This window comes from Rhodanobacter sp. K2T2 (assembly GCF_013408815.1).
GTDB lineage: Bacteria > Pseudomonadota > Gammaproteobacteria > Xanthomonadales > Rhodanobacteraceae > Rhodanobacter.
On record NZ_JACCCA010000004.1, the window covers coordinates 358126 to 383001 of the forward strand.

Sequence of the window (24876 nt, forward strand, 5' to 3'; positions counted from 1 at the left end):
ACCGCCGCCGACGGAACGTTGTGTTCATCAGTAAGGCATCCACTTGGAATTGAAGAAGCGCGACAGCCAGCCTTGCGTGTTGGCATCGGCCAGGGTGCCTCGTCCGGTGTAGGCAATGCGCGCGTCGGCCACGCGGGTAGAGGAGACCGAGTTGTCCTGTTCGATGTCCTGCGCGCGCACGATGCCCGAAATACGCACCAGTTCCTGGCCCTGATTGATGGTCAGCCACTTTTCGCCGCGCACCAGCAGATTGCCGTTGGACAGGCGCTGTGCCACGGTCACCGTCAGCGCGCCGCTGAGCTGGTTGCTCTGCGTACTGCTGCCGGTGCCGTCGAAGCTGCGCGCCGCATTGGTGCTGGTGTCCGCGGTCTTGCCGCCGATGCTGAGCGACTGCCCGAGGATGGTCGGCGCACCGATCGTGCTCTTGTCCGTCTTGCCGGTGCTGGTTTCGGATTTCTTGCTGGCCTGCGTGCTCTCGACCAGATTGATGGTGAGGATGTCGCCGATGCGATGCGCGCGCGCATCGGTGAACAGTTCCATGTTCTGCATGTCGTGATAGATCGCGCCGTCGGCCTGGGTCGCCGGCGGCGGTGCCGGCGGCGGCGTCGCCGCCCAATTGCCATCGTCCGGATGGGTCGGCTCCATGACGCAGCCAGCCAGCGCGGCCAGAGCCACGACCATGAGGAAACGAGTGAATAAGATAGGCAGGCGCGACATGACGGGAACTCAGGTTTTATTGATGGCGAACTGCAACATGTCGTCGACGGCGCTGATCGACTTGGAATTCATTTCGTAAGTGCGCTGCGCTTCGATCATGTTGACCATTTCCTCGACCACATTGGTATTGGAGGACTCCAGCGAACCTTGCGCCAGCGTACCCATGCCGTTGACGCCGGCCTGGCCGGTTTGCGCCGTGCCGCTGGACGCCGTTTCGAGATAAAGGTTCTGTCCCATGGCCTGCAGGCCCGCCGGATTGATGAAGTCGGCCAGCTGGATCGTGCCGACAGTGGCCGGCGTGGTGGAGCCGTTGGTGGTGGCCGTGACGGTACCGTCGGTACCGATCGTCAGACTCTGCACGTTGCTGGGCAGCGTGATCGCCGGCGACAGCGGATAGCCGTCGGCCGTGACGATCTGGCCCGTATTGTCCTGATGCAGCGAGCCGTCTCGCGTATAGGCGACGGTGCCGTCGGGCAGACTCACCTGGATGAAGCCGCGGCCCTGGATCGCCACGTCGAGCGAGTTGCCGGTCTGCGAAATCGCGCCCTGGGTAAACAGCTTTTCGCTGCCGGCGACCTTCACGCCGGTGCCCAGCAACAGACCCGATGGCGACTGCGTCTGCTCGGTGGTCTGGCCGCCGGGCTGGCCATCGTTCTGATACATCAGATCCTGGAACGACGGACGCGAGGTCTTGAACGCGGTGGTGCTGGCGTTGGCCAGGTTGTTCGAGATCACGTCCATCCGCGTCTGCTGCGCGTCGAGACCTGTCTTGGCGATCCAGAGAGAGGAAAACATGGCTTACTCCGAGTGCATGGGGACGAGGCGACCGCGGTCAGCTCGTCTGCAATAGTTTGGTGCTGGCGTCCGAATCGTCCTCGGCCGTCTTGATCGATCGCACCTGCATTTCGTATTGGCGCGACAGCGAGATCATCTTGACCAGCTCCGACGAGGCGTTGACGTTGCTGCCTTCGAGCGCTCCCGGCGTCAGCAGCACGCTGGGATCGGCGGTCGCCTGACCGCCGCCGGCGACATGCATCAGCCCGTCACCGCCCTTGGTCAGCTGACCGGGATCGGCGGTGACCAGTTTGATCCGGTCCACTTCGGCGACCGTGCTCGGTCCCTGCCCCAACGGTACGGTGGATACCGTGCCGTCGTTGCCGATGCTGATCTGCGCGCTGTTGGGCACGTTGATCGGACCGCCGTTGCCGAGCACCGGGTTGCCACGCGCATCGGTAAGCCCGCCATCGGGCGTCAGCTGCAGATCGCCCGCTCGCGTATAGGCCTCGCTGCCATCCGGCGCCTGCACCGCGATCCAGCCGTTACCACGCACGGCGACGTCCAGCGATCGGCCGGTCGTCAGCGGCGTACCCTGCGACTCGTCTTCGCCGATGCCCTGAGCCACCGCATTGATCCGCGTCGCCGCGCCGTCGCCCTGCACCGGAATGCTCTGAAAAGCGCTCAGCTCGCTTTTGAACCCGACCGTGGATGCGTTGGCGAGGTTGTGGCTCACCGCGTCCTGCGCCTGCAGCGTCTGCGTGGCGCCGGTCATCGAGATGTAGACAGAGCGATCCATGCCGGCCGATTACCTGGACACGGCCTGGAACAGTGTGGACGCCAGCGTGCTGTCGGTGCTGAGCACCTGCGCATTGGCCTGGTAGTCGCGCTGCGCCTGGATCATGTCCACCAGCTGGGCGGTGGTGTCGGAGGTGTTGGAGCTTTCCAGCGCGCCCGACTGGATCGTGCCGAACTGGCCGGTGCTGGCGGTGCCCATGATGGCGCTGCCCGAGGCCGAGCTGGCCTTCCAGCTGGTGTTGCCGATCTGATCGAGGCCACCCAGGTTGGTGAAGTTGGCCATCGCTACCTGGCCGAGCTGACTGCTCTGATTGTTCGAGTAATACGCTGTCACGATGCCGTTGGCATCGATATTGATCGACGAGAGCGTGCCGGCCTGGAAACCGTTCTGGCTGGTCGATCCTGCCGAGTACGCCGTACCGAACTGGGTCGTGTTGGACAGGTTGACCGTCATGTTGGCCGGAAACGTGGCGCCGTTGGTCGGCTGGGTCGGCGTGAACGACAGATTGCCGCTGGCCGGCGTGGCCAGCTGGCCGGAGGTATTGAACGTGATCGCCTGGGTTCCTGCGCTGGCGCCGTCGATATACAGGTTCGCGTTCCACGTGTTGTTGCCGGTCTTGGCGTAATAGACCGTGGCCTGGTGCGAACCGCCCTGCGAGTCGTAAACCGTCAGCGACGTGGCATTGTTATACGTCGTCGAATCGCTCGGGTTGAACGGCGTATTGGTCGGAACCGTGGCGCTGGACGGCAGGTTCGCCGTGATGCTGATCGCGCTGGTCGCCGTCGCGTTGCTTTGCGCGGTGTTGAGCTGCAGGTTGGTCAGCGAACTGGTATCGAAACCGCCGGCGCCGTTGGGCGCGTAGACCTGCAGGCGCGAGCCATCCTGGGTTTCCACGAAGCCCGTGGTCGCGTCCTGGTGAAAATCGCCGTTGCGCGTGTAGGAGACGCCGTCGCCGTTGTTGACCGCGAAGAATCCATTGCCGCTGATCGCCAGATCCAGGCTGTTGTTGGTGGTCTGGATGTCGCCCTGGGTGAACTGCTGCTCCACATCGGTCAGCCGCGCACCGCTGCCGACCGCTGTAGCGGCGAGGTTGAGCCCGGTCACCGAGAATACATCGGCGAATTCCGCGCGCGAGCCCTTGAAGCCGGTGGTCCCGGCGTTGGCGATGTTGTTGGAGATGACGTTGAGATCGGATTGAGCGGCGACGATGCCGCTGAGCGCTTGATTGAGAGCCATGCTGGTTTCTCCGAAAAGTGATTAAGGTGGTGCCGCGATCAGTTGATCTGTGCGATCTGACTCAGCGGAACGCCGCCGATTCCCGCTACCTGCAAATACGTACCCGCGCTACCCGCGTACCCCACACCGGTGACGGCGGCAGAAACGTAGGTCGTCAGCGCCGTCGTGCTTCCCGAATTGTTTGCCGACAGCGCGTAGCTACCGGCGGCGACGGCATTGCCGTTGTTGTCCTTGCCATCCCAGCTGAAGTTGGCCAGCCCGACCTGCTGCGTACCCAGATCGATCGAGCGCACCACGGTGCCGGTGCTATCGGTAATCTGCACCTGGATATCGCCGGCGTTGGCGACATTGACCGCGCCCTTGACGGCTGCCGTGCCGCTGTAGGCCGCCGTGCTCGAGGGCACCATCACCTGACGACCCACCAGGTTGGCCGAACTGAGCACCTGCGAGGTCTGCATCGACGTGCCCAGCGAACTACTCAGCGACTGCACGTTCGTGTCGAGATCCTGCGTCGCCGACAGCTGGCTGAACTGCGCCAGCTGGGAGGCGAACTGCGAGTTGTCCATCGGGCTGGTGGGGTCCTGCGCCTGCAGCTGCGCGGTCATCAGCTTGAGAAAGTCCGCCTGAGTGAGCTGCGAACCCGACGTGGGCGTCGTCGCCGTACTGCCGGTCAGGCTGAGCGAGCTGGGGTTGGTGGATGAAACGCTACCGATGGTCACCGATGATTCCTCTGATTAGCTGCCAAGTTCGATCGTCTTGATCGCCAATTGCTTGGCGCTGTTCATCACTTCAACGTTGTTCTGGTACGAGCGCGATGCCGAAATCATGTTGACCAGCTCGTCGATCGGGTTGACGTTGCTGCCGTACACGGTGCCGTTGGCATCGGCCATGGGATTGCCCGGCTCGTAGCGCGACGAAACCGGCTGCTGGCTTTCGGTAACGCCGAGCATGCGCACGCCGTTGGTGCCTTCGCTGGCATCCTGTGCGACCGAGCCCGCCGACGCGCTCTGCATCGGCGCGAACAAGAGTTCTTTTGCGCGATAGGCCGAGTCGGGACTGTTGCTGACGCTGTCGGCGTTGGCCAAGTTGCTGGCCACCGTATTGAGCCGCAGCGACTGCGCTGCCATGCCGGATCCGGCGGTATCGAAAATCTTCATGAGCGACATCAGCTGGTACCTCCGGTGATGGCCAGGCGCAGCGTCTGAATGGTGGCATTGATGAAGCTCAGACTGGCCTGATAGTGAACGGTGTTCGACGCGAAGGCGGATTGTTCGACCTGGGTGTCGACGGTGTTGCCATCCATGCTGGGCTGCATGGGGACGCGATACTTGAGCGCGTCGGCGCTGGCGCTGCTCGCATCCATCTGTCCCGCGCTAGGCGTGCTCATCGCGAGCTGGTCGGACTCGCCACCGGCTTGCTTTAGAGCGGCGCGGAAATCGACGTCGCGCGCCTGGTAACTAGGCGTATCCGCATTGGCCAGATTGGAGGCCAGCACTTCGGATCGACGCTGCCACAGCTCGAGCGCCGGCGCATTGAGTCCGAACACGCTGTCGGTGGTGATGGTCATGGGCAAACTCCCGCGGCGATGGTCGCCCGGAAGTCAGGAGCAAATTGCATGCCATCCCGATAAAGCCGCGCAGGGCGGCGGTCTACGCCCCTGTCAGACGCGTGCAGCCGCCCGCCTCACCCACGATGGCGACGGTATGCCGACGGTTCGAGACGAAATCCCGACGCTGTCCGATTCGATGAACCGGCGTCAATTTGTTGACGTGGTCAACAGCTCCAGTACTGTCTGCGCCAGCAGATCCGGTTGAAATTTGGCGATGAAGCGATCCGCACCCACGTCACGCACGATGGATTCGTTGAACACTCCACTGAGGGAACTGTGCAGCACCACCTTGATCCCTCGCAGGGCAGGAGATTCGCGAATGGCCCGTGTCAGCGCATAGCCGTCCATGCATGGCATTTCGATGTCGGAAACCACCAGGTCGATGCCTTGCCCGTCAGGCGCATCCGCTTCTTGGATCAGGCGATCGAGACCTTCACGACCGTCGAAGGCGACGACGCAATCCAGGTGCATCTGGCGGAAGATGCTGAGCAAACGCTGCCGCGCCACGAGCGAATCGTCCACGACAAGTATGCGATGCGGCCGTTTCGACGTCTCTTCGGCTGCCTGCTGCAGGCGGCTCGATATCTCGATCACCGGATCGTCGATGCTTACCAGCACCTGCTCCACATCGATAACCGCCATCAGCTGGCCGTCGATGCGAGTCACCGCACTCACTCGATTGCCAAAGCCCAGGGTAGAAGATGGCGCTTCCAGAGCCTCACCCCTGCAGTGCACGATGCGCTGGAAGTCGGCTACGAGAAAGCCCTGTACCGAGCGACTGAATTCAGTGACCACGAGATGGGCGCAGTCCATCGCAGTCAACGGCGGATAACCCATCGCCAGCCCCAGATCGATCACTGGAATGGTCTTGCCCCGATAGTCACAGCTGCCCGCCAGAAGGTCGTGCATACTGGGCAATCGCTCCAGCGGCGGCTTGCGCAATACCTCGCGCACTTTGAACACGTTGATGCCGAACAGCTGAGTATCGCCGAGACGAAACAGCAGCATCGCCACCCGATTGTGTCCGGCCAGCCGGGTGTGGTTTTCCACGCTTTCCAACAGCGGTGCGGCAGCCATACGAATCCTCGAAGATGCTGGGCCACGTTTTACCGCGCGGCCTATCTACGGCTATCGGCCGCGCTGAGCACAGACTTGAGCGCAGTGATGGTGGCTGTTCTCCGCGGCGCTGCCGTATTTCGGACGAATCTTTAGAGCCTGTTCAACGTCTCCGCGTGGCCCGCGCCGGGAACTGTTGGCGCGCAGGCCAAGGAAGAACGAGAGACCACGACCGAGCGATGACGCAGGAAGGGGGCACACAGACCCGGCCCTGCGGGTTGCCTCGCCGCTCATCCGCTCGACCATGGCATGTGCTTTGCTTGCTCAAGTTTCTGCGCTTCCAGACGATCTCTGGTGCACGACCTTTAGGAATTGCTTTGCTTATGAGCCTGATCTTCAGCCAGCATCTGGCCGCCCTGACGCAAGCCGCACTCGCCGGAAACGAGGCGCAGGTGACCGCGCTAAGCCTCAAGCATCCCTCCGCGGCCCGCGCACTGGCGCCGCTGCTGGCAAAGCTGGCACCCCGTCCACCCGCCTCCGTCGCGCTGCAATCGCTGGAACAGCAGAGTCTTGTGCTGACCAACGCGCAGGCGCTCCAGCGCGAACAAGCCTCACTGGAACAGTCGGCGAGCGAATGCCGCGATAGCGTCGGCCGTTTGACGGATGGCAGCGCCGGCATCACCGCCGCGCTGCAGCAGGTGCAGGGCAATCTCGATGCGGCTGGCGTGGCCGACGAATGCAGCCGGACCACGGTCGGCGAATTGAATGGTCAGCTGAGGCTGCTGCGCAGCGCACTGTCGGCGATGAATCACAACCAGAGCCACCTCACCAAACAGGTCGCCCAGATTCGCGCCTTGACGACCAACGTGCAGGAGATCGCTCATCAAACCAACCTGGTTGCGCTGAACGCGGCGATCGAGGCGGCTCGCGCTGGCGAAGCCGGGCGTGGGTTCGCCGTTGTCGCCGACGAGGTCAAGCAGCTGGCCGAAAAGACGGCGCTGGCCACGGCCGAAATCGAAAGCGTGACCGGCGCCATCGGCGAATTCTCGTTGCATATGGATACCGATGTGCAAGCCGGACTGCAGCGGCTGGAGCGTGCGCAAAGCAGCATCGGCGCGGCTGAAATCCAGCTGCAGCAGGGTAAGGAAGCGCTGCAGACGGCGCGCGGCCGCGTGCAAACGCTGCGCGAAAATCAGGACGGCCTGCAGGTGCGTACCACCACCATCCAGGCATCGCTTGGCGCACTTCAGCGCCGCGCCAACGAGGTACGTCGTCATGGCGACGGGCTCAACCGCGCCGCCGTGCTGGCGCATCGGTTGTGCCTGAGCTGGCTCGAAAGCGAAAGCGGCAATGACCTAGCCAGCCTCAGCCTGACCGTGCGCGAATCCGTGCAGGGGCTGCGCCATGGCATGGAGCTGGCGCTGCAGGAACCCACCGCTCTGGACCGCCGTTGGTTCGATACCGATGCGCTTCAACGCAGCCTGGGGCGGCTGGCGGCACGACACGACAACCATCCGGCAAGCCAGAGCTTGCGTGAATCCGCGGCTCGGCTGCACGAACAGGGCAACGCCTTTCTCGAATTGCTGGGCAGCGGCCAGCTGGATCAGGCCGCCCAATTGTCGAGAGTCTTCGAAGGCGAGCGAGAAGCCCTGAATACCCACCTGGCCAGCATGCTGGCGGACGATCGACCATGACCCGACCGCGGCTGATCACTCTTTTATGGGTCTTGGCCATGACGGCGAACGGCGCGGCGCGCGGCGCGGATATGTCTTCTTCCGACGTGCGCACCGTCGCCGAGCAGGCGGTGCGCACGCAATACGACAAAGCCGGCACGCGACTCGTCATCGTGCCGCAGCCGCTGAACCCGCGGTTGCGGCTTGCGCCCTGTCCGCAGCCGTTGCTGGCGCGCCTGCCCACGGGTCCGCAGGTCAGTTCGCGCGTGGCGGTGTCGGTGAGCTGCCCGACCCAAGCAGGCTGGACTATCCGCGTACCGGTCCAGATGCAGGTTTACCGGCAGGTGCTGGTCACCACCCGGCCCCTGGCGCGCGGGGACAGCGTCGGTGCCGGCGATGTGCATAGCGAAGAACGCGACGTCACTCGGTTGGGCTACGGCTATGTCGAGAGCCTCGATCAGGTGGCTGGCCGTTCGCTGGCGCGTCCGTTGAGCCCAGGCACCGTGCTCCAGCCCGGACAGCTGAACGGTCGCGAGATGGTGCGGGCGGGCGATCAAGTGGAACTGATCGCCCAGCTCGACGGTATCGAAGTGCGCACCACAGGCCAGGCGCTGGACGGCGGCGACACCGGAACGCGCCTGCGCGTACGCAACGGGCATTCGGGGCTGATCGTGCCTGGCGTGGTGCTGGCCGCAGGCGAAGTGAAGGCATTACCCTAAAGTGGCAATGGACCGAATACCCGCGTCGGATCGGCGACCTTAAAGTTTCCAACGCTGATGCCGATAAGCTCACTACAGGGCTCAACGCACAAGAGAATCCTAAGACCTATGAACACGACCATTTCATCCAACGGATTGCCCGTTCTGCCGCAGGCGACGACCAGCCAAGGAAGCGCCAGCAATCAGACCGGCAGCGCCAGCACCAGCGGCTCCGCCGCGCCACAGTCCGATGACAGCATCAAGCTGACCGACTCGGCCCACGCGCTGCATCAGGCGACCAGCGTGAGCGCGCAGAGCCCGGTCGATACGGCCAAAGTCGAGCAGATTCGCAAGGCGCTGACCAACGGCAGTTATCATGTCGACGCCGGCAAGATCGCCGACCGTCTCGCGTCGATCGAAAGCCAGATCAACGGCACATCATGACCCCTCCTCTGCAGGCCGAACTCGACAGCGCCCTGCAGGCCATCGTGGCCGACATGCGGGCAGCCACGATGCAGCTGATTCTGGTGCTCGATGAAGAACGCGAGGCGCTGATCCAGGCCGATGCCGAAGCCCTGAATCGCTCCGGCGAAGCCAAGCAGATGCTGACTCGCAGACTTGAGCAGCTCGATGCGGAGCGGCTGCACTTGAGCGCCGCATCCGCACAGACGGCGCGAACGGTCGACCCGGCATGGAGCGAGCTGCTCAAGAATCTCACCGCCTGCCGGGACAAGAACCAGCGCAACGGTGCCCTGGTCGGGCAGCGGCTCTTGCAAGTGCGCCGGGCGCTTTCCGTATTGACCGGAAATGGTTCCGACAGCGGTATCTACGGTCATAGCGGAACCTTGCATATCGGACACCGTTCGTTGCCTTTGGCCGAAGCCTGAGCCGTGCGGTACCACTCGTGCGACGGCCGCGACCCTCGTTTGCCGATCATTGGCAACGACAAAGCATTTGCCCGAGCTGACGAAAGATCATGAGCTCAACTCCCGCCAATACGCATCGCCACGATGATGCCGGCACGCTCGACGTCGACATGCCGCTGCCGATCGTGCGCAGTCCCATGCTGGACCACCGCGGGCAACTGGTCGCCTATGAGCTGCTGTTTCATCGCGAGGAACTGGGGGTCGATGCCGAAGCGACGCTGATGCGCCGACTGCTTGCCGCCATCACCGATGGTGGGATGGGGCAGCTCGTGCGCGGCAATCGCGCCTTCGTTCGCCTGTCGCGCGATTTGCTGATGGAGCAGACCGACGTGCTGGCTCAGCATCCGCGGCTGGGCATCATCGTGGACCCTGTCAGCATCGCCGATGTGGATCTGGTTCCACGTCTGCAGCAATTGGCCGATCGCGGCTGCGCGCTCATGCTCGACCTCTGCGAACTGGACGCCAAGGCAGAGCGGCCCTACGGCAATCTGGAGCCGCTGCTGGCCATGGCCACCTGGGTGCGGCTGGACGCGGGTGCCATCGATGCGAAGGCCCTGGCTTTACGCAGCGCCGAGCTGCATGCGCGCGGGCTGAACGTGATTGCCGGCTTCGTCGACGACCCCGAGATCTACAGCCGTTGCGAAAACCTGCCAGTGCAGGGCATCCAGGGGCGCTACCTGCTACTGCCCGAGCAGTTCGACCTGCCGGTGCTCACCGCGAGCCGGTTAAACCTTCTGCGCCTGATGAAGGCGCTGCAGGAAAACAATCCCGGGCCGGTGGAACTGGGCGAGATTATCCGCGAGGATGCCGTACTGAGTTACAAACTGCTCGGCTGCGTCAATTCGGCCTATTTTGCGCTGCCGCGTCAGCTCAAATCGATTCAGCAGGCAGCGATCTTCTTCGGTGTAGCGCGTATGCGCAACTGGATCTACACCATGGCGCTGGGCGGCATGGACGACCGGCCGCCGGAGCTGTTGCGCGCAGCATTGATTCGCGCCCACATGTGCGAAAAGCTCTCGCAGGACATGCCGGTCCATTTTCGGGACATGGCCTTCATGGCCGGCTTGCTCTCGCTGCTGGACACACTCATGTGCGCTCCGATGACGTTCTTGCTGAGCCATCTACCGCTGGCTCCGGAAATCCACGAAGCCTTGGTGGAAAATCGCGGCCCATTCGCGGTACCTCTGCGACAGATCTATCTATGGGAAGCCGGCGAGCTGGGCGCCACCGACACGCAGCCGCAGGACATCGAACGAATGTCCGCGATTTATCTCGAATCCACGCAGTGGGCGGATCAGGTCTACAACTTCGCCAACCGGCAAGCGTACTGAGAGCCCCAGGGCTATCGTGCCGCAAGCGGCGCGCATCGCCGCAGGCCACACATATTTCCACTGCGCGCGAATGCGGGCTCGCGGTTTACCGGCCAAAGCCGTCGGACGAACCAAAGCGGCGCCACAAATCGCTTCGCGCCCGTTCCACGTGCACCGCCGACAGGCCGTCGACCCGCTCCTTGACCAGCGGCGTTCCACGCTCGATCCGGCCATTGAGACTGAGCAGTTGCAGCATCGCCAGGTGATCGGCTGCCAGCAGCACCTTGCCGAGCCCACTGCACGGCGGCTGGCTGCGCGCCTCCATGCGCTCGCGCAATGCCTCGATAACGTTGGCCGGCAACTCCCAATGCAGCGCGGCACGCAGGGACAGATAATTGCCTATCCTCACGCAGCTGCTGAGAAACTCCGCACTGAAAGCACCGAGTGTGGGCGAAACTTCCTGGTCGAGTAAGCGGATCATCGCGCCGAAACCGGCATGGCTGACGATACCGGCAAGATACGTTTCGAACGGGTCGCTGTGACCTTTCGCCAGAAACATCCCGGCATGCGCGCACTGCTCGGCGTGATCCCACAAGAGTTGGCCGGCCGAATGGCCGAGCATACCGGCACTGCCCTGCAGGATCGGCTTCATCACGTGCAGCGTCACCATCGTACGCAGGCCGTCATGGCCCAGCAGCACGACGGCGTGCTGCAAACTCACGATCGGCTTGAGCGTGCGGAAATGCGCGCTCTGGGTCACGCGCATCACTTCGCCTACCAATACGGGATCACGTCCGATCAGTCGGGCGATCCCGATGCCATCGGCCTGCTCACTTTTGAGCAGACGCAAAAGCTGCGGCAATATCGCAGGCAATCGCGGCAAACTGGCGATGTCGAAGCGATCCGCGCCGCACAGCTTGTCGAGCCGCTTGAGCATCGCCACTTCCGGCAGGCGCATATCGGTGACCGTCGAGTCGGCCATGCCCAGGATCAGGCGATAAAAGCGGTCGTCGATGTCGGCACCGTCAAGAGCCGGAGCCTCTGGCACCGTCGCCAGGTCGATGCTGGAGGTTGAAGCACTCGATGCTGAGGCACCGCTCTTTGCCGCCACGACGACCGATCGGACCTGCGGCCCATCGCTCGTAAACAGTCGCTTCCAGATTCCTGCCATGTTTTACGCCCCGATGCGGGCCTCCGCTCAATCCCCATAGGCCGCCGCATCCTCCGCTGCAGCAACCCGGCCCTAACTAACCGCCACCGCATTTGCCGCTCGCCGATGCCACGCCAGAGACCCGTCGACACGCTTCGTTAGTCAACGGCCGACGATACCAATACTTGAGCGCGGTACCCGGCGCGACCGCGCGCTCCATGTCGCATGGGAAGAATCCGCCGCTCGGGGCACGTACAAACGAGCCGTCCGCAAAAAGCGGCTTGCACAACAGACTCGGCCCACCCTGCTGTGGATGCGCCGTGTACCCAACGGTGAGGCGACACGGTCATACGCGCCGTCGTCCATGCTCTGCATGCCGTGCAGACTCGCGTGCATACCTGACCAGGGACAAAGGCAGTGAATTCGTCAAGCATACGGTGATCGATATCGCCCTGCACGCCAAAAGCTACTTCGCCTAACCCTACGCATCCTGCAGCACGGCAGCCACGAAAATACCAATGATTTGGTCCGGCGGCACCTGCCCAAGCGTAGCGATCTGAGCGCTTACTCCGACGTCGATATCCAGGCGATGGAGACAAGCTCGACTAGCGACCGCGCAAGCGGTTGGGATTGCGCACGCCACAACAAATTTTCGATGCTTCTTTCAACCGAGGCGCACTTCGTAGTTGAATCCGTCCGTCGTCGCACGCCCGTTGTCGTGTTGCGCCGACGGATGCACGCATGTCACGCCACGTCGGTGGGATAACGTTACTTGGACGGTGGCCGGCGGCCGCGAGACGTCACTGGTATCTGCGTGACATCACGCGCAGACGGCGCCGAGAGAACAGCCGAGGACGACGGCTCGGGGAGACGATCCAATTCATCGCGCATCGGCCTTCGCTCACGCTCAATGCGTTTGTAGATTTCTTCTCGATGTACCGATATATGTTTGGGAGCCGAAATACCCAAACGGATCTGACTGTCCCGGATGCCCAACACGGTCACGACGATGTCATCGCCAATGATCAGGGATTCGCCAATAACGCGGGTCAATATAAGCATTGTGCCATCCATGCGCTCATCATCGATTTTTACTTCTAATGTGCATCGAACGATGCGTTTTCAAAAAGGTATCAGCCTAAATGTCGAATATCCGTTGTCGACAGGCCTAAACCATGACGACAAAACGGCAACGCCCGCATAGTGGCGGCTTTGTGGATGTTGAGACTTGGTGAGACATACCGAGAAGTCGGCATGCTCCCGGTCGGATCCAAACTCGTCGCACAAAGCATTGATATGCAAGCATCGGTAAGATCGGCGGCAGTATCTGTGCCCCAGAAATGCCTCCAAACTTGCTGGATGACCTTGGACGCTACTTATAAGGGTGAAATCAGCTGTCTCTGTCAGCGTCAGCTAAAAAATCTTTCGTATGAGTTTTAGCTTTTGATATGGGTGCTTCGCACAAGGTCAAAAAGCCTTGTGCTACGCGGTTTCCAAACGTTTCTAAAATCGACCTACCGTCACGGTTACTGTCATATTTCGATTGCGCTAGCAGTTCAAGCGCTCTCAGATCTTAGTCGTTTCGGCAATTCTCTGCTATTTCGGTTTCTCATGGTGTGCTAGAAATTCCGTCTTCGGCGCCGTGTGACTCGATAACAGTGTTCAGACTAGGCCAATAAGCACTAGCGAATCATGGGTACGCTTTCGATTCATTTTCTTCCAACAAATCCGTCGAGCGACTGACGCACGTATACGATTGTCTTGTCGCCCTCCTGCGTTGGCACTTGTGCGGCGGTTCGCAGCGAAGCGATCTCTAACGCTCTCCCCGACAAGTTGTAACGGGTTCCCGATAGTATGATTTCGCGGGTGGCCGCCGCTCTATCGATTATTAGCTCTACAGGCTGATCTGCTGCCTCCGTCCCGAGGAAATGAATCGACATGCCGCGTTGCCTGAGCTTGGCGTCGACTGGGAAGTCTTGACCGCTAAAACGCAATGTCGTGATTCCGTGGCCCGCTCCTACGGTCATTGTCAGCTCGTCGTATCCTGATGCGGCCACCCAGTGCACACACTGGGCATAGGCATCCGCATCGACAGGTCTCGTTCCGCAGCCATCCATCATAGGAGCCGCTGAATGCGGTGCCGACAAGGGTGATATGTAGCGGGCATTCAACAGCATTCGAGGCCATGGCGCTTGCACGGCATGGGAAAAGCGTGCGGCCGCCGATAGCGTTGTCAGCAAGGGATGACTCGACGACCCGTTCGCAATCCATGACTTTCCGGCGGTTACATCGTCCACCTGATACACGTTGGCCTCCATTGGATCGTTGACCGTCTCGTGCGGCGCCATCATCACAAAGACCAACGCGCCAACGGAAGCCAGACCTATAATGGCGAGGGCAATCATGCGCATTCGTCCGGCAAACATCCGCCCGAAGACGAGCACGCTGGCACACATCATGAGTACCGAGGGCACGGCCGCGATCGCCGCCTCATCCGGTGACAGCATCATGGTGAAAAGTCGAGTCGCCGGAACAAAAACCAAGCACGAGACTATCCAACTGGAAAGGAAAACCAAATCACGCACCACCTCGCTTCGAGCGCGCGCCAAGGCTATCAAGCCAGCAGCCATGACTATCGTCTGTACCAGCAGCAACGCGCTGAGCCCCGCGTTCAAACTCGTAAGCGCAATCAAGCCAAGCAGTTGAAACGTGACCAGCCCCGCCATGGCACGCACCGCATCCCTGCTCTCGCGAACGCGCCAAAACATGAACACCACGAATAACGCTACGCCAAAGACGGCAGCCCAGGTGATGGACGTATGCGCCAGCCAAGGCGTTGGTGTGCCGGTCGTTATCCGCAGCAACATCATGACGCCGTCCACGAGGGCCAAAGCGATGGCGGCGGAGAAGATCATCTTCGCGGTCGATCCCAACCATTCGCGATAGCGCAGGCGCTTCGTGTAAAACAATATCGCCAAGCCCAGCACGGCAAACACGACGCACAACGCCACAAGAGGCCAGGTCCATGACGCCGGCCAGCGAACGACAAACGCATGCGACAGATCGACGAAACCCGGTAAAGCGAGAGGCGACACGTCACCGTGTTTATCCGTCAAGCCGCGTAGGGTGCCCACCACGGCAGCACCCTGCAATTGCATGCTGGCCAAGCTGAGATGAGCGAAGTCGTCGCGAGGCGTGTGGTAACGCGAAAGACCGCCACCGAAGGCAAAATTGAGGCCATGCATGCCAACCTTCTTGAACACCGAATAGTCGGTGTCATTGGGAAGCAGTTGGTAAATTGACGAAATGTAAGAAGCCGTGTTGATCGGACGCACGTTCCGCAGGAATGCATCCACTAGCTCGCCGCTTGCCGGACCGGCCTCGAACATGATGGACGGCCCTTCAGTTCCCCGCGCCTCGAGATTGAGATCGAGCGTCACGTGATCTGCGTCGATGCCCATTTCTGATGCAGCCTTGGCACCGAGAGTTCCCGGTTCTTCGCCATCCGTCAGCAGGAAAATCAGCGGCACCTTCAACGCCCCGATGGCGTGGAGCCGTGCAATTTCCAGTAGCGCACCAACGTTCGACATGTCGTCCGCCACGCCTGGCCCCGCAGGAACCGAATCGTAGTGCGCAGTGAGAAGCACCGGACGCGCGGACTGGTCTTTGGCGAGAAGGCGCGCAACGATGTTATGCACGATGGCGCAGCGCGCGCCGTCGTACCTGAATTCGCAAATGGGACGACTCAGATCCTGTGTGGAATAACCGAGCCGATTGAACGCTGCGATAGTCCGTTGGCGAATCGCGGCATTTGCCTTGCTGCCCAGCGGATGCGGCACCTCGTCGGGCATGACGGTGTGCGCGAAATCGAGCGCCCTCTCGGCAGAAAACACTTCGCTCTGAACATTGGCGGGAACCAAGGCGACCGTATCGAAAGGGCCCAGGAGAAGCCAGACAACGATAGCCAACACGGCGATCCCGGATAACGCGAGCCACGGACGTCTGTCATGCGAACCAATGTGGAGAGGGTTCATGCAGAAATTCCCGACGTTGCACACCCCACATCAAAATTGCTCTGATTCATTCGAATATTCCTTAGTGTCGATTTCAGCAATCGCGGCAGATTCAGTTCGTGCGGTTGGACATGGCCGCCATCGGCGTAATTTTCGATGCTCGACGCGCAGGGACGAACACAGCGAATTGCCCCGTGGCGACAACCAGCAGCGAGGCCAACAACACGAAGGCAATCGGAATACGCCGCATCTCATAGTGTTCAATAAGCCAAGCATTGAGTGCGAACGCGACGACGATTCCAACGACGGCGCCGACGCTCGATATAAACAAGTTTTCGAGATGGAAGTGCTGGAAGATGTCGATTTTTCGGGCACCCAGCGCGCGTCGAATACCGATCTGTCGACCTCGCTGCGCTACCCAGAAACTCGTCAGTCCGACGATGCCGGCAGCGGTGACGGCAAGCAGAATCGCGCAGATGGAGGCCATCAGAATCGCCATGCCCATATCGGCACGATAAGCATCTTCGCGAATAGCCGCGTACGAACGAATGCCGTCTTCTGCGATAACCCGTGCACTGCTCACGCCGTAGAGGGTTGATGCGGTAGCTCGTATCGCCTTGTCCAATGCTTGGGGCGTGGTACGAACCGCATAAGTACTGCTATCGTCACTCAGCCGGACCGGCACGAGGGTGGAGTGATAGGTAAACGTATCAGCCCAACTATGCGTGGTGGATACCTGGAGCCGGTCAATGATTCCGACGATACGGGATGGCGAGCCCGATCCGTCGAGGTAGATGGATTTACCCAGCGCACTCGATTCGCCGAATACGCTCTTAGCCAGTTCCTTGGTGATGATCACCACCGATGGTGTATGGCTTGCCTGCGCAGCTTCATGCAAAACGTCGCCACTGGTGAATTCCCTGCCCTCGACCAGGTGCGCGCCAAGCGTCGACAGCATGTTTTCGTCACCGTAATAGTAGACCGTTCGTGCCAGTGGGCTCGCTTGATTGGGCTCTAATGCGACGCCACCGTCGCGGCTCGAATTGAGTAACGGCAATGTGTTTACCGATGCGACCGAGGTCACCCCAGGAATCCGCCGAAGTGCGGCCATGTCTTCGACCTGCATGGCATCGAGCTGAGCGGTCTTTTTCGTCGGATCGTCGGCGGCCGGAAGTACCCACTGCTGAGTGACCCAATACAAGCCATCTTCCTGCAGTCCGGTCGGACGATCGATCCGAGAGACTCGCTGGGCGATGATGAACATGGCATTGCAGACGATGGCCAGGGTCAGCGCAATCTGCAGAGCGATAAGTATGGCGCCGGCGTACTGCCGACGCATGGCCGCAATAATGGGATGTAGTTTCATAGTCAAACTTATCTCAGTCCATCTTCAACTGGAGAGCCGGCTGCACGGCAGACGCGCGGGCTGCCGGGAAAAGACCTGCGAGTGTCGTTGCGACAACGGCTGTCAGGAGGCAAAGGCCGAGTAGGCCTGCATCGAGATGTGCCAGCGAAGCGATGTCTTTCGGTAACAACGCATGCACACCAGCGACGCCGAGCGCGGTCAGAGCCAGCCCGAATACGCCACCGGAAAGCCCTACCAACGAAGCTTCGGTGACGAACTGGAGATAGACCGAACGCTTCGTGGCGCCCAAGGCCCGACGTATGCCGACCTCACCGCGACGACGCATGAACTTGGCCAGCAATAGGCCGGTGGTATTGATGATGCAGACAGCGAGCAGGCCGATGGCGACCAACAAGGACAAGTGGGTATCGCTCGGTGCAACCTCTTCGAACTCCAACCATTCGCGCAAGCCCATCAAACGGGTGTCGGATTTCCAATGGAAACGTCCTGCCCGGTTCTGCAGATTCACGTAGTCATCGAGGTAGCCGCGAAATGCCTGCACGGCCGAAGCGTCGCGCAGCTCGACCATGTATGAGATCCAGACACAGTTGGACTGGATGAGGCCATCGAAGCCGGCGCTATTCATCGCACTGTTGCAGTTCGTGTTGCCGGTATTCTTGATGCCTGCCGTAATGGCTGTCTGGAACGGCACCAGGATATCGACCTTCTGTGTCGTGAAGCCGCCGCTGTTGTGCACATCGTAAAAACGCGGCTGCGGATTCCAGTTATCGAGCACGCCGACGACACGAAAATCCTTTCCGGCGATATTTATCGTGCGTCCCACACTGTTTTTTCCGGCAAAAAGTTCGTCGTTCAACGCCGAGCTGATGACCGCGACCGTAGCATGCTGGCGATCATCGTTATCTGACCATCCATTGCCAAAGCGCAACGGCACTTCGGCCATCGGAAAGAACTCGCTGTAAACAGCATTGCCGTCTATATTCTTGGAATGGTGATTGCTATCCGCTGGAGCGAGCGCGGGCTGGATGGGATAGATGGCCGACTGGCGCGATGCGCGATGGTCGCGCATCAAGTTCATCGCATCGAAGTAATCGAGCGCGTCAGGTGGGTCCTTGCGCGCAACGCCATTGCGCGGCCCCCACATGTCGAACAAGGGTACGAACAATTGCGACGACTTGTCGGGTACCGGATCGCCGGATACCGCGCGAAATACCGCGAAAGTGGTCACTGAAGCGGCAACCCCGAGACCAATGGCCAAGACCATGAGCAGAGTCAGCCCCCAGCTTCGTCGCAAGTTCCTGACTGCTATTCCTACGTAGTAGGCAAACATAGAACCAATACTCCCTTAAGACTTTAAGCCGTCATGCCACCAGCAGGCCATGGTTTTGATTTGCGGTTGCTGGAGGATCGAAAAATGATCACCCGGCCCGTGCCATACATCGGTATCTCGTGCGTGCTTTGCCCACTCCTCGACATACGCATTGCGTTGAGCGAGGTCGTCGTCGAGAGTGAGGTCCACATCACGCACCTGCACGAGCCGAAGTATTCCCTCGAAGACTCGCGTGGGCCGATAGCGCGCGCGTCTTGCCGCGGCGAACGTAGCCAGTGGCCCCAAGAGCAGCGAACTGGCGCTTCGTGCCGGCAACCTTCCATGCGCAACAAGCAATCCATGCAATGCAGATAGAAAAGTTTCGCGATCGGTCGACGCGTGTATCCCGGGCGATAGTGGAAGTTCTATCGCATGGATTTTTTCGAAAACGTGGACGAACTCGCCGCGGATGGCGGCCTCATCCAGCGAGAGGTTCTCCGTCCCCACAGGATCTGGAGCTTCCGAGTCGATGAGGGTGAGCGATGCCGGGTTGATACCTTCGGCCTGTAGCCGCACCGCAAGTTCGAAAGCAACGCGCCCGCCATGCGAGTGACCAACTAAGTGGAATGGGCGAGAAGCGATACGGCAAATTGCATCCAGGTGATAGGAGGCTGCGTCTTCTACCGATTCACACGGCGTCTCGCCCGGACCGATGCCCAACGGCTGTAACCCGAAGGTCGGCCGCTGGTGTCCGATTGCCGAGGCGAACGGCATGAACGAAGTAACGCTCGCTCCCGCGCCAGGTATGCAGATTACCGGCACGGCACGGCTGTGAGTGGAGTGAAGTGGAATCAACGCGTCGATCGATGTGGCAGGTGTGCGCGCCGTGACCTTGGCGTCCTGTCCTGAGGTACTCAAGCAGCAGCCTCGGCGAGCTTCGGGTGGTAGGGCTCCATCAACGACGCGAACACCGCGCGCTCACCCTTGAACGGTCGACGGCCGTGGGCGTATTGCATGTTGTCGACCCACAGGACATCGCCGGTCTGCCATGGAAAGGCAAGTGTGTTTTTTCGGAATGCATCATTTATCCGGGCAAGTTCCTCCGCGGATATCTCGCTTCCGTCGCCGAAACGAGCATGGCGAGGAAGACGGTCGAGCCCGAATAATTCAGTGAGTGCTTCCGCATGCCCCTGACCCAGGCTCGATACGTGGAAAAGATGTGCCTGGTTGAAAAAAACCCGGTCACCGGTTCCCGGATGCTCGGCGGCTCCCTGAGCACGACTTACCGTGCGCAGAAGGTCGCCGTCGAGCCATTCGGTCGAAATGCCGTTGCTGTCGCAATAATTTTGGAGTTCGCCTTTGTCGGTTGTCTGGAAAACATCTTGCCAAGGCAGATCGACTCCCTGGTGGTAATGCCTTATGTACTCGACACCCAGCTCCTGAAATTTATTCAGTAGCGCCGACCCAATGTCCCGGGTCACGTCGCGCATGCAGGCTACCGGCGTCTCGCCTCCTTCGACCGCCGGCTTCGTGCAGCAAAATGCCACCGTCAGAGGCCAGTTGTCGCTGTACGAATTTTCGTTGTGCAAGGGAATTTCAAGTTGCGCGGGATAACTGGTCGCCGTGGATACGCGATCGGTCACGACGCTGCGTGGTGTCGACCGGTAGATGTAACGCATATGATCCGAGGTCAGCCCGTCCACGAGGGCATGGAAATCGGAAACATCGTCGACACGAAAGCCGCGAAACAAAATGGCGCCATGCTCGGTCAGCCGAGATCGAAAGTTGTCGCGCTGAGGGACCACAATATCGAGTAACGATAGACGCCCCTGCGTGGGCCTGGCCAGGATCGGGCCAGTGTGTTCGGGGAAAAGCGGCGTGATATCCAACATGGGTAGGCTCCGAAATCTGTCTAAAGGCAAAGCTGTCGTGTCAGACGCGTTGAAGTGTCGATTGATCCAATCCTTCGGAGAGCGATGCACCGAGGAAAGCTAGATGAGCGGGATCGTCCATCATGCTGAGATGGTTCCCCGACACGGCGATCACCTCGATGTTCTCCCTGTGATGCTCTACCCATGCATGCGAGCTGGGATGGGTGTTCTCGACCGCTTCGAAGAAATGAATTTTCTCCGTCGTAGGCGCGGGTGCGTACTCGCTGACGGCATCGACAATGGCATGTCGAGCTTGTAGCAGCGATCGCAGCGTTTCCTCGTCGAACACTGGCAACGCACTGCCATCGGCCAGACGAATATCCTGTTGCGTATACACATAGGCGACCAGTTCGGGGAAACTCATCGCATCGGTGTGGGCGACGATCTCGGCCAAGCGCTTGCTGTCGACGAGACGGGATAGCAACGTGATGACTTCGCTGCGCGGATCGAACGGCGGTCTCGCCGTCGTGTCCGCCGAGGGGAAAGTCGTATCGATGAGACCGAGGAAGCCAACCTCGTCGCCACCGTCAGACAATTGCCTGGCCATGTCGTAGGCGATGACGCCACCCGCCGACCATCCGGCAATCCGGTAAGGGCCCGATGGCGCAACCTGCTTGATGCCGGCCACATAGGACGCGGCCATTTCCTCGACCGACGCATAGCCTGTCTGCCACGGAAGCATGCCGTCAGCTTCTATGCCATAGACAGGCACATCGACGCGAATCCACGGTGCGAGCAAGCGAACGTAGTCGATACCGCCCCCCCCCGGGTGCACCAGAAAAATCGGCGGTGCCGAGCCGGCCGTACGAATCGGCACGATATTCGTCGTGGCCGGCTTGACGATCCGGGTCCCGACAAGAATCGCGAAAGCACGCAAGGTCGGATTGGCGAACATGTCGCGCATAGCCAGCTCGATTGCAAAACGCTTGCGCACCTTGACCATCAGCTGGACCACGCTAAGCGAATGCCCGCCGAGTTCGAAGAAATGATCGTTGCGCCCGATCCGCTCGACACCCAGCAACTCCGACCAGAGACTCGCGATGGCCGTTTCGACCGCACCGCGCGGCGGCTCGTAATCGCGGTTGGCAAAGGCCCGTTCATCCGGTGCCGGTAATGCCCGACGATCGAGCTTGCCATTGCGGGTGAGCGGCCAGCGTTCCACGCTGACGAAGGCAGACGGCACCATATACTCAGGCAGGCGCGCGGCCAGGTGGTCACGTAACGACGCGGCCGAGACGGTCTGCGCGGACGCCGGAATCACATAGGCAATCAGGCGGGTGTCGCCCTGCGCATCGGCCTGGGCCAGGACGGTCGCCTCGTGAACGGCGCCGTGCTCGCTCAGGCGGGCTTCGATTTCGCCCAGTTCGATGCGGAAGCCGCGAACCTTGACCTGGTCGTCGTGACGGCCCAGGTATTGGATGCGGCCGTCCGGCAGGTAACGACCGCGGTCGCCGGTGCGGTACAGGCGGCCGGCCGCGTCCAGCGGATCGGCGATGAACCGTTCGGCGGTCAGCGCCGGACGGTCGAAGTAGCCGCGCGCCATGCCGATACCGGCCACGTAGATTTCGCCGGCCACGCCAAGCGGAACGTCCCGGCCTTGTGCATCGCGCAGGTGGACGCGCATGTTGGCCAGCGGCCGGCCGATATGCACGGGGCCGTGGGGGTCGCGGATCGCGGTAATCGTGACGTCGACCGTGCACTCGGTCGGACCGTACATGTTGTATGCCTGCAACCAGGGTGCCGTGGCCAACTGGGACCACATGGCCGCATCGATCGGCTCGCCGCCTAGCAGCACGCGACGGGGGCGGTCGCTCAGGGTGAGCAGCCCTTCGGCGAGCAGGCCACGCAGCTGCGAGGGCGTGGTATCAAAGGCATCGATCCGTTCGTCGCGCAGGAAGGCCAGCAGGGCGGGTGCGGAGACGCGCACGGCTTGCGGCAGCAACACGACGGTGTGCCCGGACAGCAACTGGCTGAAGGCCTTGATCGACATGTCGAACGAGAACGAGGCATTCCAGGCCACGCGCAAGGCGGTGTCGTCGTCGGGATAGATCGGCCCGCGGATGGCGGCCCAGAAGTTGACCACCGAACGGTGTTCGACCATCACGCCTTTGGGCTCGCCGGTGGAACCGGAGGTATAGATCACGTAGGCCAGGTGATCCGGCGTCAGTCCGTCGATGTGCAGGTCGCTCTCGGGCTCGTCTGCCCATGCGTTGGGTAGTTCGTCGAGGGCGAGTACGTGTGTCTGCGTGGCGACAACGCCGCCCAAGGCATGGCGACCGTCGGCGTCGAGCAGCAGTACCGAGGCTGCGGCATCCCCGAGAATCCGTCCCAGCCGGTCGGAGGAATAGACCGGATCGAGCGGCACGTAAGCACCGCCGGCCTTGAGCACGGCCAGCATGGCGACCGCCATGGCGACACTACGACCGGTGCAGATGGCGACCCGTCGATCCGGGCCGACGCCGAGGCGAACCAGACGATGAGCCAGCCGATTGGCCTGGGCATTGAGCGCGGCATAACTCAACGCCACGCCGTCGGCCTGGATCGCGATCGCCGCCGGTGTGCGCCGGACCTGTTGCTCGAAAAGCTCGCCCAGGCAGGCTGTCGGGAACACGCGCGCGGTCGTGTTCCATGCGGCGATAAGTGCGCGCTCGGTGGCTGGCACGATATCCAGACGGTAAGGCGAGACGACGCGATCGCCGCCCTCGATGGCCTCGGCTAGCTTCTCGAGTGCGCACTGCATATAACTGCAGATGTGCTGACCCGACAGACTCGACGATACGAGTGCCGTCAAAGCGAGGCTGTCACCGAAGTCCTCGACGGACATGGTCAACGGGTAATTGTTTCTCACCTCGTCGCTGAGCACCTTCACGCCAGCCATCGGATGCGTCGCGTTCGATATATGACCGTCGTTGAGCTCGATCGGCGCCTCGTTGTGCCGGTAGTTGAGCACCGAATTGAACAGCGGCATCGGTGCCACGACTCCGCTGCAACGCTGAGCAAGCGCGAGTGACGCGTGCTCGTGCTCGATCAGCTGGGTAAGCCGGTCGTGGGTGTCACGTGCGGCGCTGGCCAGGTCGCGCTTACCGACATCAAGGCGGAACGGCAACGTGTTGATGAATAAACCGACCGCACGGTCGATACCTTCGCCACCGAGCGAGCGACCAAACAACACTGTGCCGAATACCACGTCATCACGATGACTGGTGTTGGACAGAATATGCGCCCACGCGAGATGGCACAGGCTCGCAACGCTTACGCCGAGACGTCGTGCAGCATGCCGCAGTGCGTTGTTGAGCGATGCCGGCAATGCCTGTCGAAACTCTTCGATGCCACCACCCTGTTGTTGCACGTCAGCCAGATCGAAGGCGAGTGTCGGCTCGTGCACATCACCGAGGATGCGCGAGAAATACGCCTCGTGCGATTCGTCCGGCTCGCCAAGCCGTGCATAGGCCACCAAGTCCCGGAATGGCACGGGCATAGCCAGATCGCCGGTTCGGCCACGAAGAATCGCATGAACTTCATCACGCAGCACGTCGAGGGTGGAATGGTCACCGATGAGATGATGAAGCCGTTGGATAACCACCCACCGGTCGCCATCGGCATCGTGCGCCACGATGAAGTCGAGCAACGGCGCCTTGCCGAGATCGAGGCACTCGCGGCGCGGATCGAAGCGCTCGGCCAACTGCTCAGCCACGGGACCATCGGCCGAATCCAGCTCGATCTCTCTGACGTTGAGTTGAGCGCTGCGAAGGACAACCTGCGCAGGATGAGAAAGCCCATGCCACAGGAATGCAGTGCGCAGGATGTCGTGCCGATCGATGACATGCTGGACGGCTAGCAAGAAGCGTTGCAGCAGTTCCCGATTCGGGAACGACATTGTCGTGGTGAGAAGGTAGGGATCACCAGCGTCGGCGAGCATGTGGTGGAACAGAATGCCGTCCTGTAATGGCGATAGTGCATAGATGTCCTGGATGTTCGTCATGCCACCCGGCACATGTCGCGCGATCTGGTCGATGTCGTCCTGGTTCAGATCTATCAGCGGAAGCATGTCCGGCACGATGCGTTCGCAATCCGCCGGAATGCGTTGCGGCGGCACGACGACCGTGCCATCGCGTCCCTTGATGGCAGCGAGATCGCCGAGAACGGGTGCGGCGAAAACATCGCGCACATCCAGAGCGTATCCAAGCCGACGCAGACGATCGACCACGGTAATCGCCAAGAGCGAATGGCCACCAAGCTCGAAGAAGTGATCGCGGCGACCGACGCGAGTGACCCCGAGCAGTTCCTCCCACACGGCGGCGATCGCGCT

Annotated in this window: 21 protein-coding genes and 1 pseudogene; 6 read left to right on the forward strand and 16 right to left on the reverse strand. The window is 61.2% G+C overall.

The window, feature by feature from the left end; translation table 11 throughout:
• Positions 1-27: 27 nt before the first annotated feature.
• The 8 genes from flgH to HDE78_RS09105 form a co-directional block, all read right to left on the reverse strand.
• A complete protein-coding gene (gene flgH / locus HDE78_RS09070; protein WP_179478428.1) occupies positions 28-717 on the reverse strand; it encodes a flagellar basal body L-ring protein FlgH in 690 nt (229 codons plus the stop codon).
• A gap of 9 nt (positions 718-726) precedes the next feature.
• Positions 727-1512, reverse strand: coding sequence for a flagellar basal-body rod protein FlgG (gene flgG, locus HDE78_RS09075; protein ID WP_179478430.1), 786 nt, complete (start codon positions 1510-1512; stop codon positions 727-729).
• 37 nt (positions 1513-1549) lie between these two features.
• A complete protein-coding gene (gene flgF, locus HDE78_RS09080) occupies positions 1550-2290 on the reverse strand; it encodes a flagellar basal-body rod protein FlgF (protein ID WP_179478432.1) in 741 nt (246 codons plus the stop codon).
• 9 nt (positions 2291-2299) lie between these two features.
• Positions 2300-3526: a flagellar hook protein FlgE gene (gene flgE, locus HDE78_RS09085; RefSeq protein ID WP_179478434.1), complete on the reverse strand. Its 1227-nt coding sequence runs from the start codon at positions 3524-3526 to the stop codon at positions 2300-2302.
• A gap of 38 nt (positions 3527-3564) precedes the next feature.
• Positions 3565-4245 carry a flagellar hook capping FlgD N-terminal domain-containing protein gene (locus HDE78_RS21245; RefSeq protein ID WP_343205722.1) on the reverse strand — a complete coding sequence of 227 codons (681 nt, stop codon included), beginning with the start codon at positions 4243-4245 and terminating at the stop codon, positions 3565-3567.
• A 15-nt stretch (positions 4246-4260) separates the two neighbouring features.
• On the reverse strand, positions 4261-4692 hold the full coding sequence (flgC, locus tag HDE78_RS09095; protein ID WP_179478436.1) for a flagellar basal body rod protein FlgC: 432 nt from the start codon (positions 4690-4692) through the stop codon (positions 4261-4263).
• Positions 4692-5093, reverse strand: a complete 402-nt coding sequence (gene flgB / locus HDE78_RS09100; protein WP_179478438.1) for a flagellar basal body rod protein FlgB — start codon at positions 5091-5093, stop codon at positions 4692-4694. Before flgB ends, flgC begins: the two co-directional genes overlap by 1 nt.
• A gap of 189 nt (positions 5094-5282) precedes the next feature.
• A complete protein-coding gene (locus HDE78_RS09105; protein ID WP_179478440.1) occupies positions 5283-6212 on the reverse strand; it encodes a chemotaxis protein in 930 nt (309 codons plus the stop codon).
• A gap of 362 nt (positions 6213-6574) precedes the next feature.
• On the opposite strand from HDE78_RS09105, the gene HDE78_RS09110 reads away from it, so the two are divergent.
• The 5 genes from HDE78_RS09110 to HDE78_RS09130 all read left to right on the forward strand — a co-directional run bounded on the left by HDE78_RS09110 (position 6575) and on the right by HDE78_RS09130 (position 10819).
• Entirely contained in the window at positions 6575-7885 is a 1311-nt protein-coding gene (locus HDE78_RS09110) for a methyl-accepting chemotaxis protein (protein ID WP_179478442.1), read from the forward strand.
• Positions 7882-8583: a flagellar basal body P-ring formation chaperone FlgA gene (flgA, locus tag HDE78_RS09115; protein ID WP_179478444.1), complete on the forward strand. Its 702-nt coding sequence runs from the start codon at positions 7882-7884 to the stop codon at positions 8581-8583. The genes HDE78_RS09110 and flgA overlap by 4 nt, the downstream gene beginning before the upstream one ends.
• Positions 8584-8691: 108 nt before the next feature.
• Positions 8692-9006: a flagellar biosynthesis anti-sigma factor FlgM gene (flgM, locus tag HDE78_RS09120; RefSeq protein ID WP_179478446.1), complete on the forward strand. Its 315-nt coding sequence runs from the start codon at positions 8692-8694 to the stop codon at positions 9004-9006.
• On the forward strand, positions 9003-9449 hold the full coding sequence (locus tag HDE78_RS09125; RefSeq protein WP_179478448.1) for a flagellar protein FlgN: 447 nt from the start codon (positions 9003-9005) through the stop codon (positions 9447-9449). Before flgM ends, HDE78_RS09125 begins: the two co-directional genes overlap by 4 nt.
• A gap of 89 nt (positions 9450-9538) precedes the next feature.
• On the forward strand, positions 9539-10819 hold the full coding sequence (locus HDE78_RS09130; RefSeq protein WP_255457717.1) for an HDOD domain-containing protein: 1281 nt from the start codon (positions 9539-9541) through the stop codon (positions 10817-10819).
• 85 nt (positions 10820-10904) lie between these two features.
• Here the strand turns inward: HDE78_RS09130 and HDE78_RS09135 are convergent, their stop codons facing one another.
• The 8 genes and pseudogenes from HDE78_RS09135 to HDE78_RS09170 all read right to left on the reverse strand — a co-directional run bounded on the left by HDE78_RS09135 (position 10905) and on the right by HDE78_RS09170 (position 24615).
• Complete coding sequence (locus HDE78_RS09135) at positions 10905-11969, reverse strand: HDOD domain-containing protein (RefSeq protein ID WP_179478450.1); 1065 nt, start codon at positions 11967-11969, stop codon at positions 10905-10907.
• Positions 11970-12845: 876 nt separating this feature from the next.
• Positions 12846-13010: pseudogene (gene csrA / locus HDE78_RS21065) on the reverse strand (carbon storage regulator CsrA); the annotation flags it as partial.
• 647 nt (positions 13011-13657) lie between these two features.
• A complete protein-coding gene (locus HDE78_RS09145) occupies positions 13658-15982 on the reverse strand; it encodes a M28 family peptidase (RefSeq protein WP_179478454.1) in 2325 nt (774 codons plus the stop codon).
• A gap of 91 nt (positions 15983-16073) precedes the next feature.
• Positions 16074-17327, reverse strand: coding sequence for an FtsX-like permease family protein (locus HDE78_RS09150; protein WP_179478456.1), 1254 nt, complete (start codon positions 17325-17327; stop codon positions 16074-16076).
• A 13-nt stretch (positions 17328-17340) separates the two neighbouring features.
• Positions 17341-18657 carry an ABC transporter permease gene (locus HDE78_RS09155; protein ID WP_179478458.1) on the reverse strand — a complete coding sequence of 439 codons (1317 nt, stop codon included), beginning with the start codon at positions 18655-18657 and terminating at the stop codon, positions 17341-17343.
• A gap of 15 nt (positions 18658-18672) precedes the next feature.
• Positions 18673-19554 (reverse strand): alpha/beta fold hydrolase, encoded by an 882-nt coding sequence (locus HDE78_RS09160; RefSeq protein WP_179478460.1) that lies wholly within the window; start codon positions 19552-19554, stop codon positions 18673-18675.
• Positions 19551-20528, reverse strand: coding sequence for a TauD/TfdA family dioxygenase (locus HDE78_RS09165; RefSeq protein ID WP_179478470.1), 978 nt, complete (start codon positions 20526-20528; stop codon positions 19551-19553). Before HDE78_RS09165 ends, HDE78_RS09160 begins: the two co-directional genes overlap by 4 nt.
• A 40-nt stretch (positions 20529-20568) precedes the next feature.
• The gene (locus tag HDE78_RS09170) at positions 20569-24615 is read right to left on the reverse strand and encodes an amino acid adenylation domain-containing protein (RefSeq protein WP_345776046.1); all 4047 of its coding nucleotides are present in this window, start codon (positions 24613-24615) and stop codon (positions 20569-20571) included.
• Between HDE78_RS09170 and HDE78_RS21070 the strand changes: the two genes are divergently transcribed.
• Positions 24562-24876 (forward strand): hypothetical protein (locus HDE78_RS21070; protein ID WP_255457718.1); only part of this gene is annotated, 315 nt, incomplete at its 3' end. The two genes, HDE78_RS09170 and HDE78_RS21070, sit on opposite strands and share 54 nt — an antisense overlap.

Excerpts from the sequence above, each read along its gene's own strand:
- flgG (WP_179478430.1), bottom strand. The coding sequence starts at position 1,512 with ATGTTTTCCTCTCTCTGGATCGCCAAGACAGGTCTCGACGCGCAGCAG.
- HDE78_RS09135 (WP_179478450.1), bottom strand. The coding sequence starts at position 11,969 with ATGGCAGGAATCTGGAAGCGACTGTTTACGAGCGATGGGCCGCAGGTC.
- HDE78_RS09150 (WP_179478456.1), bottom strand. The coding sequence starts at position 17,327 with ATGAAACTACATCCCATTATTGCGGCCATGCGTCGGCAGTACGCCGGC.
- flgE (WP_179478434.1), bottom strand. The coding sequence starts at position 3,526 with ATGGCTCTCAATCAAGCGCTCAGCGGCATCGTCGCCGCTCAATCCGAT.
- flgA (WP_179478444.1), top strand. The coding sequence starts at position 7,882 with ATGACCCGACCGCGGCTGATCACTCTTTTATGGGTCTTGGCCATGACG.
- HDE78_RS09145 (WP_179478454.1), bottom strand. The coding sequence starts at position 15,982 with ATGAACCCTCTCCACATTGGTTCGCATGACAGACGTCCGTGGCTCGCG.
- flgF (WP_179478432.1), bottom strand. The coding sequence starts at position 2,290 with ATGGATCGCTCTGTCTACATCTCGATGACCGGCGCCACGCAGACGCTG.
- HDE78_RS09130 (WP_255457717.1), top strand. The coding sequence starts at position 9,539 with ATGAGCTCAACTCCCGCCAATACGCATCGCCACGATGATGCCGGCACG.
- HDE78_RS09105 (WP_179478440.1), bottom strand. The coding sequence starts at position 6,212 with ATGGCTGCCGCACCGCTGTTGGAAAGCGTGGAAAACCACACCCGGCTG.
- HDE78_RS09125 (WP_179478448.1), top strand. The coding sequence starts at position 9,003 with ATGACCCCTCCTCTGCAGGCCGAACTCGACAGCGCCCTGCAGGCCATC.
- flgM (WP_179478446.1), top strand. The coding sequence starts at position 8,692 with ATGAACACGACCATTTCATCCAACGGATTGCCCGTTCTGCCGCAGGCG.
- flgB (WP_179478438.1), bottom strand. The coding sequence starts at position 5,093 with ATGACCATCACCACCGACAGCGTGTTCGGACTCAATGCGCCGGCGCTC.
- HDE78_RS09155 (WP_179478458.1), bottom strand. The coding sequence starts at position 18,657 with ATGTTTGCCTACTACGTAGGAATAGCAGTCAGGAACTTGCGACGAAGC.
- HDE78_RS09110 (WP_179478442.1), top strand. The coding sequence starts at position 6,575 with ATGAGCCTGATCTTCAGCCAGCATCTGGCCGCCCTGACGCAAGCCGCA.
- HDE78_RS09170 (WP_345776046.1), bottom strand. The coding sequence starts at position 24,615 with ATGCTTCCGCTGATAGATCTGAACCAGGACGACATCGACCAGATCGCG.
- flgH (WP_179478428.1), bottom strand. The coding sequence starts at position 717 with ATGTCGCGCCTGCCTATCTTATTCACTCGTTTCCTCATGGTCGTGGCT.
- HDE78_RS09165 (WP_179478470.1), bottom strand. The coding sequence starts at position 20,528 with ATGTTGGATATCACGCCGCTTTTCCCCGAACACACTGGCCCGATCCTG.
- flgC (WP_179478436.1), bottom strand. The coding sequence starts at position 4,692 with ATGTCGCTCATGAAGATTTTCGATACCGCCGGATCCGGCATGGCAGCG.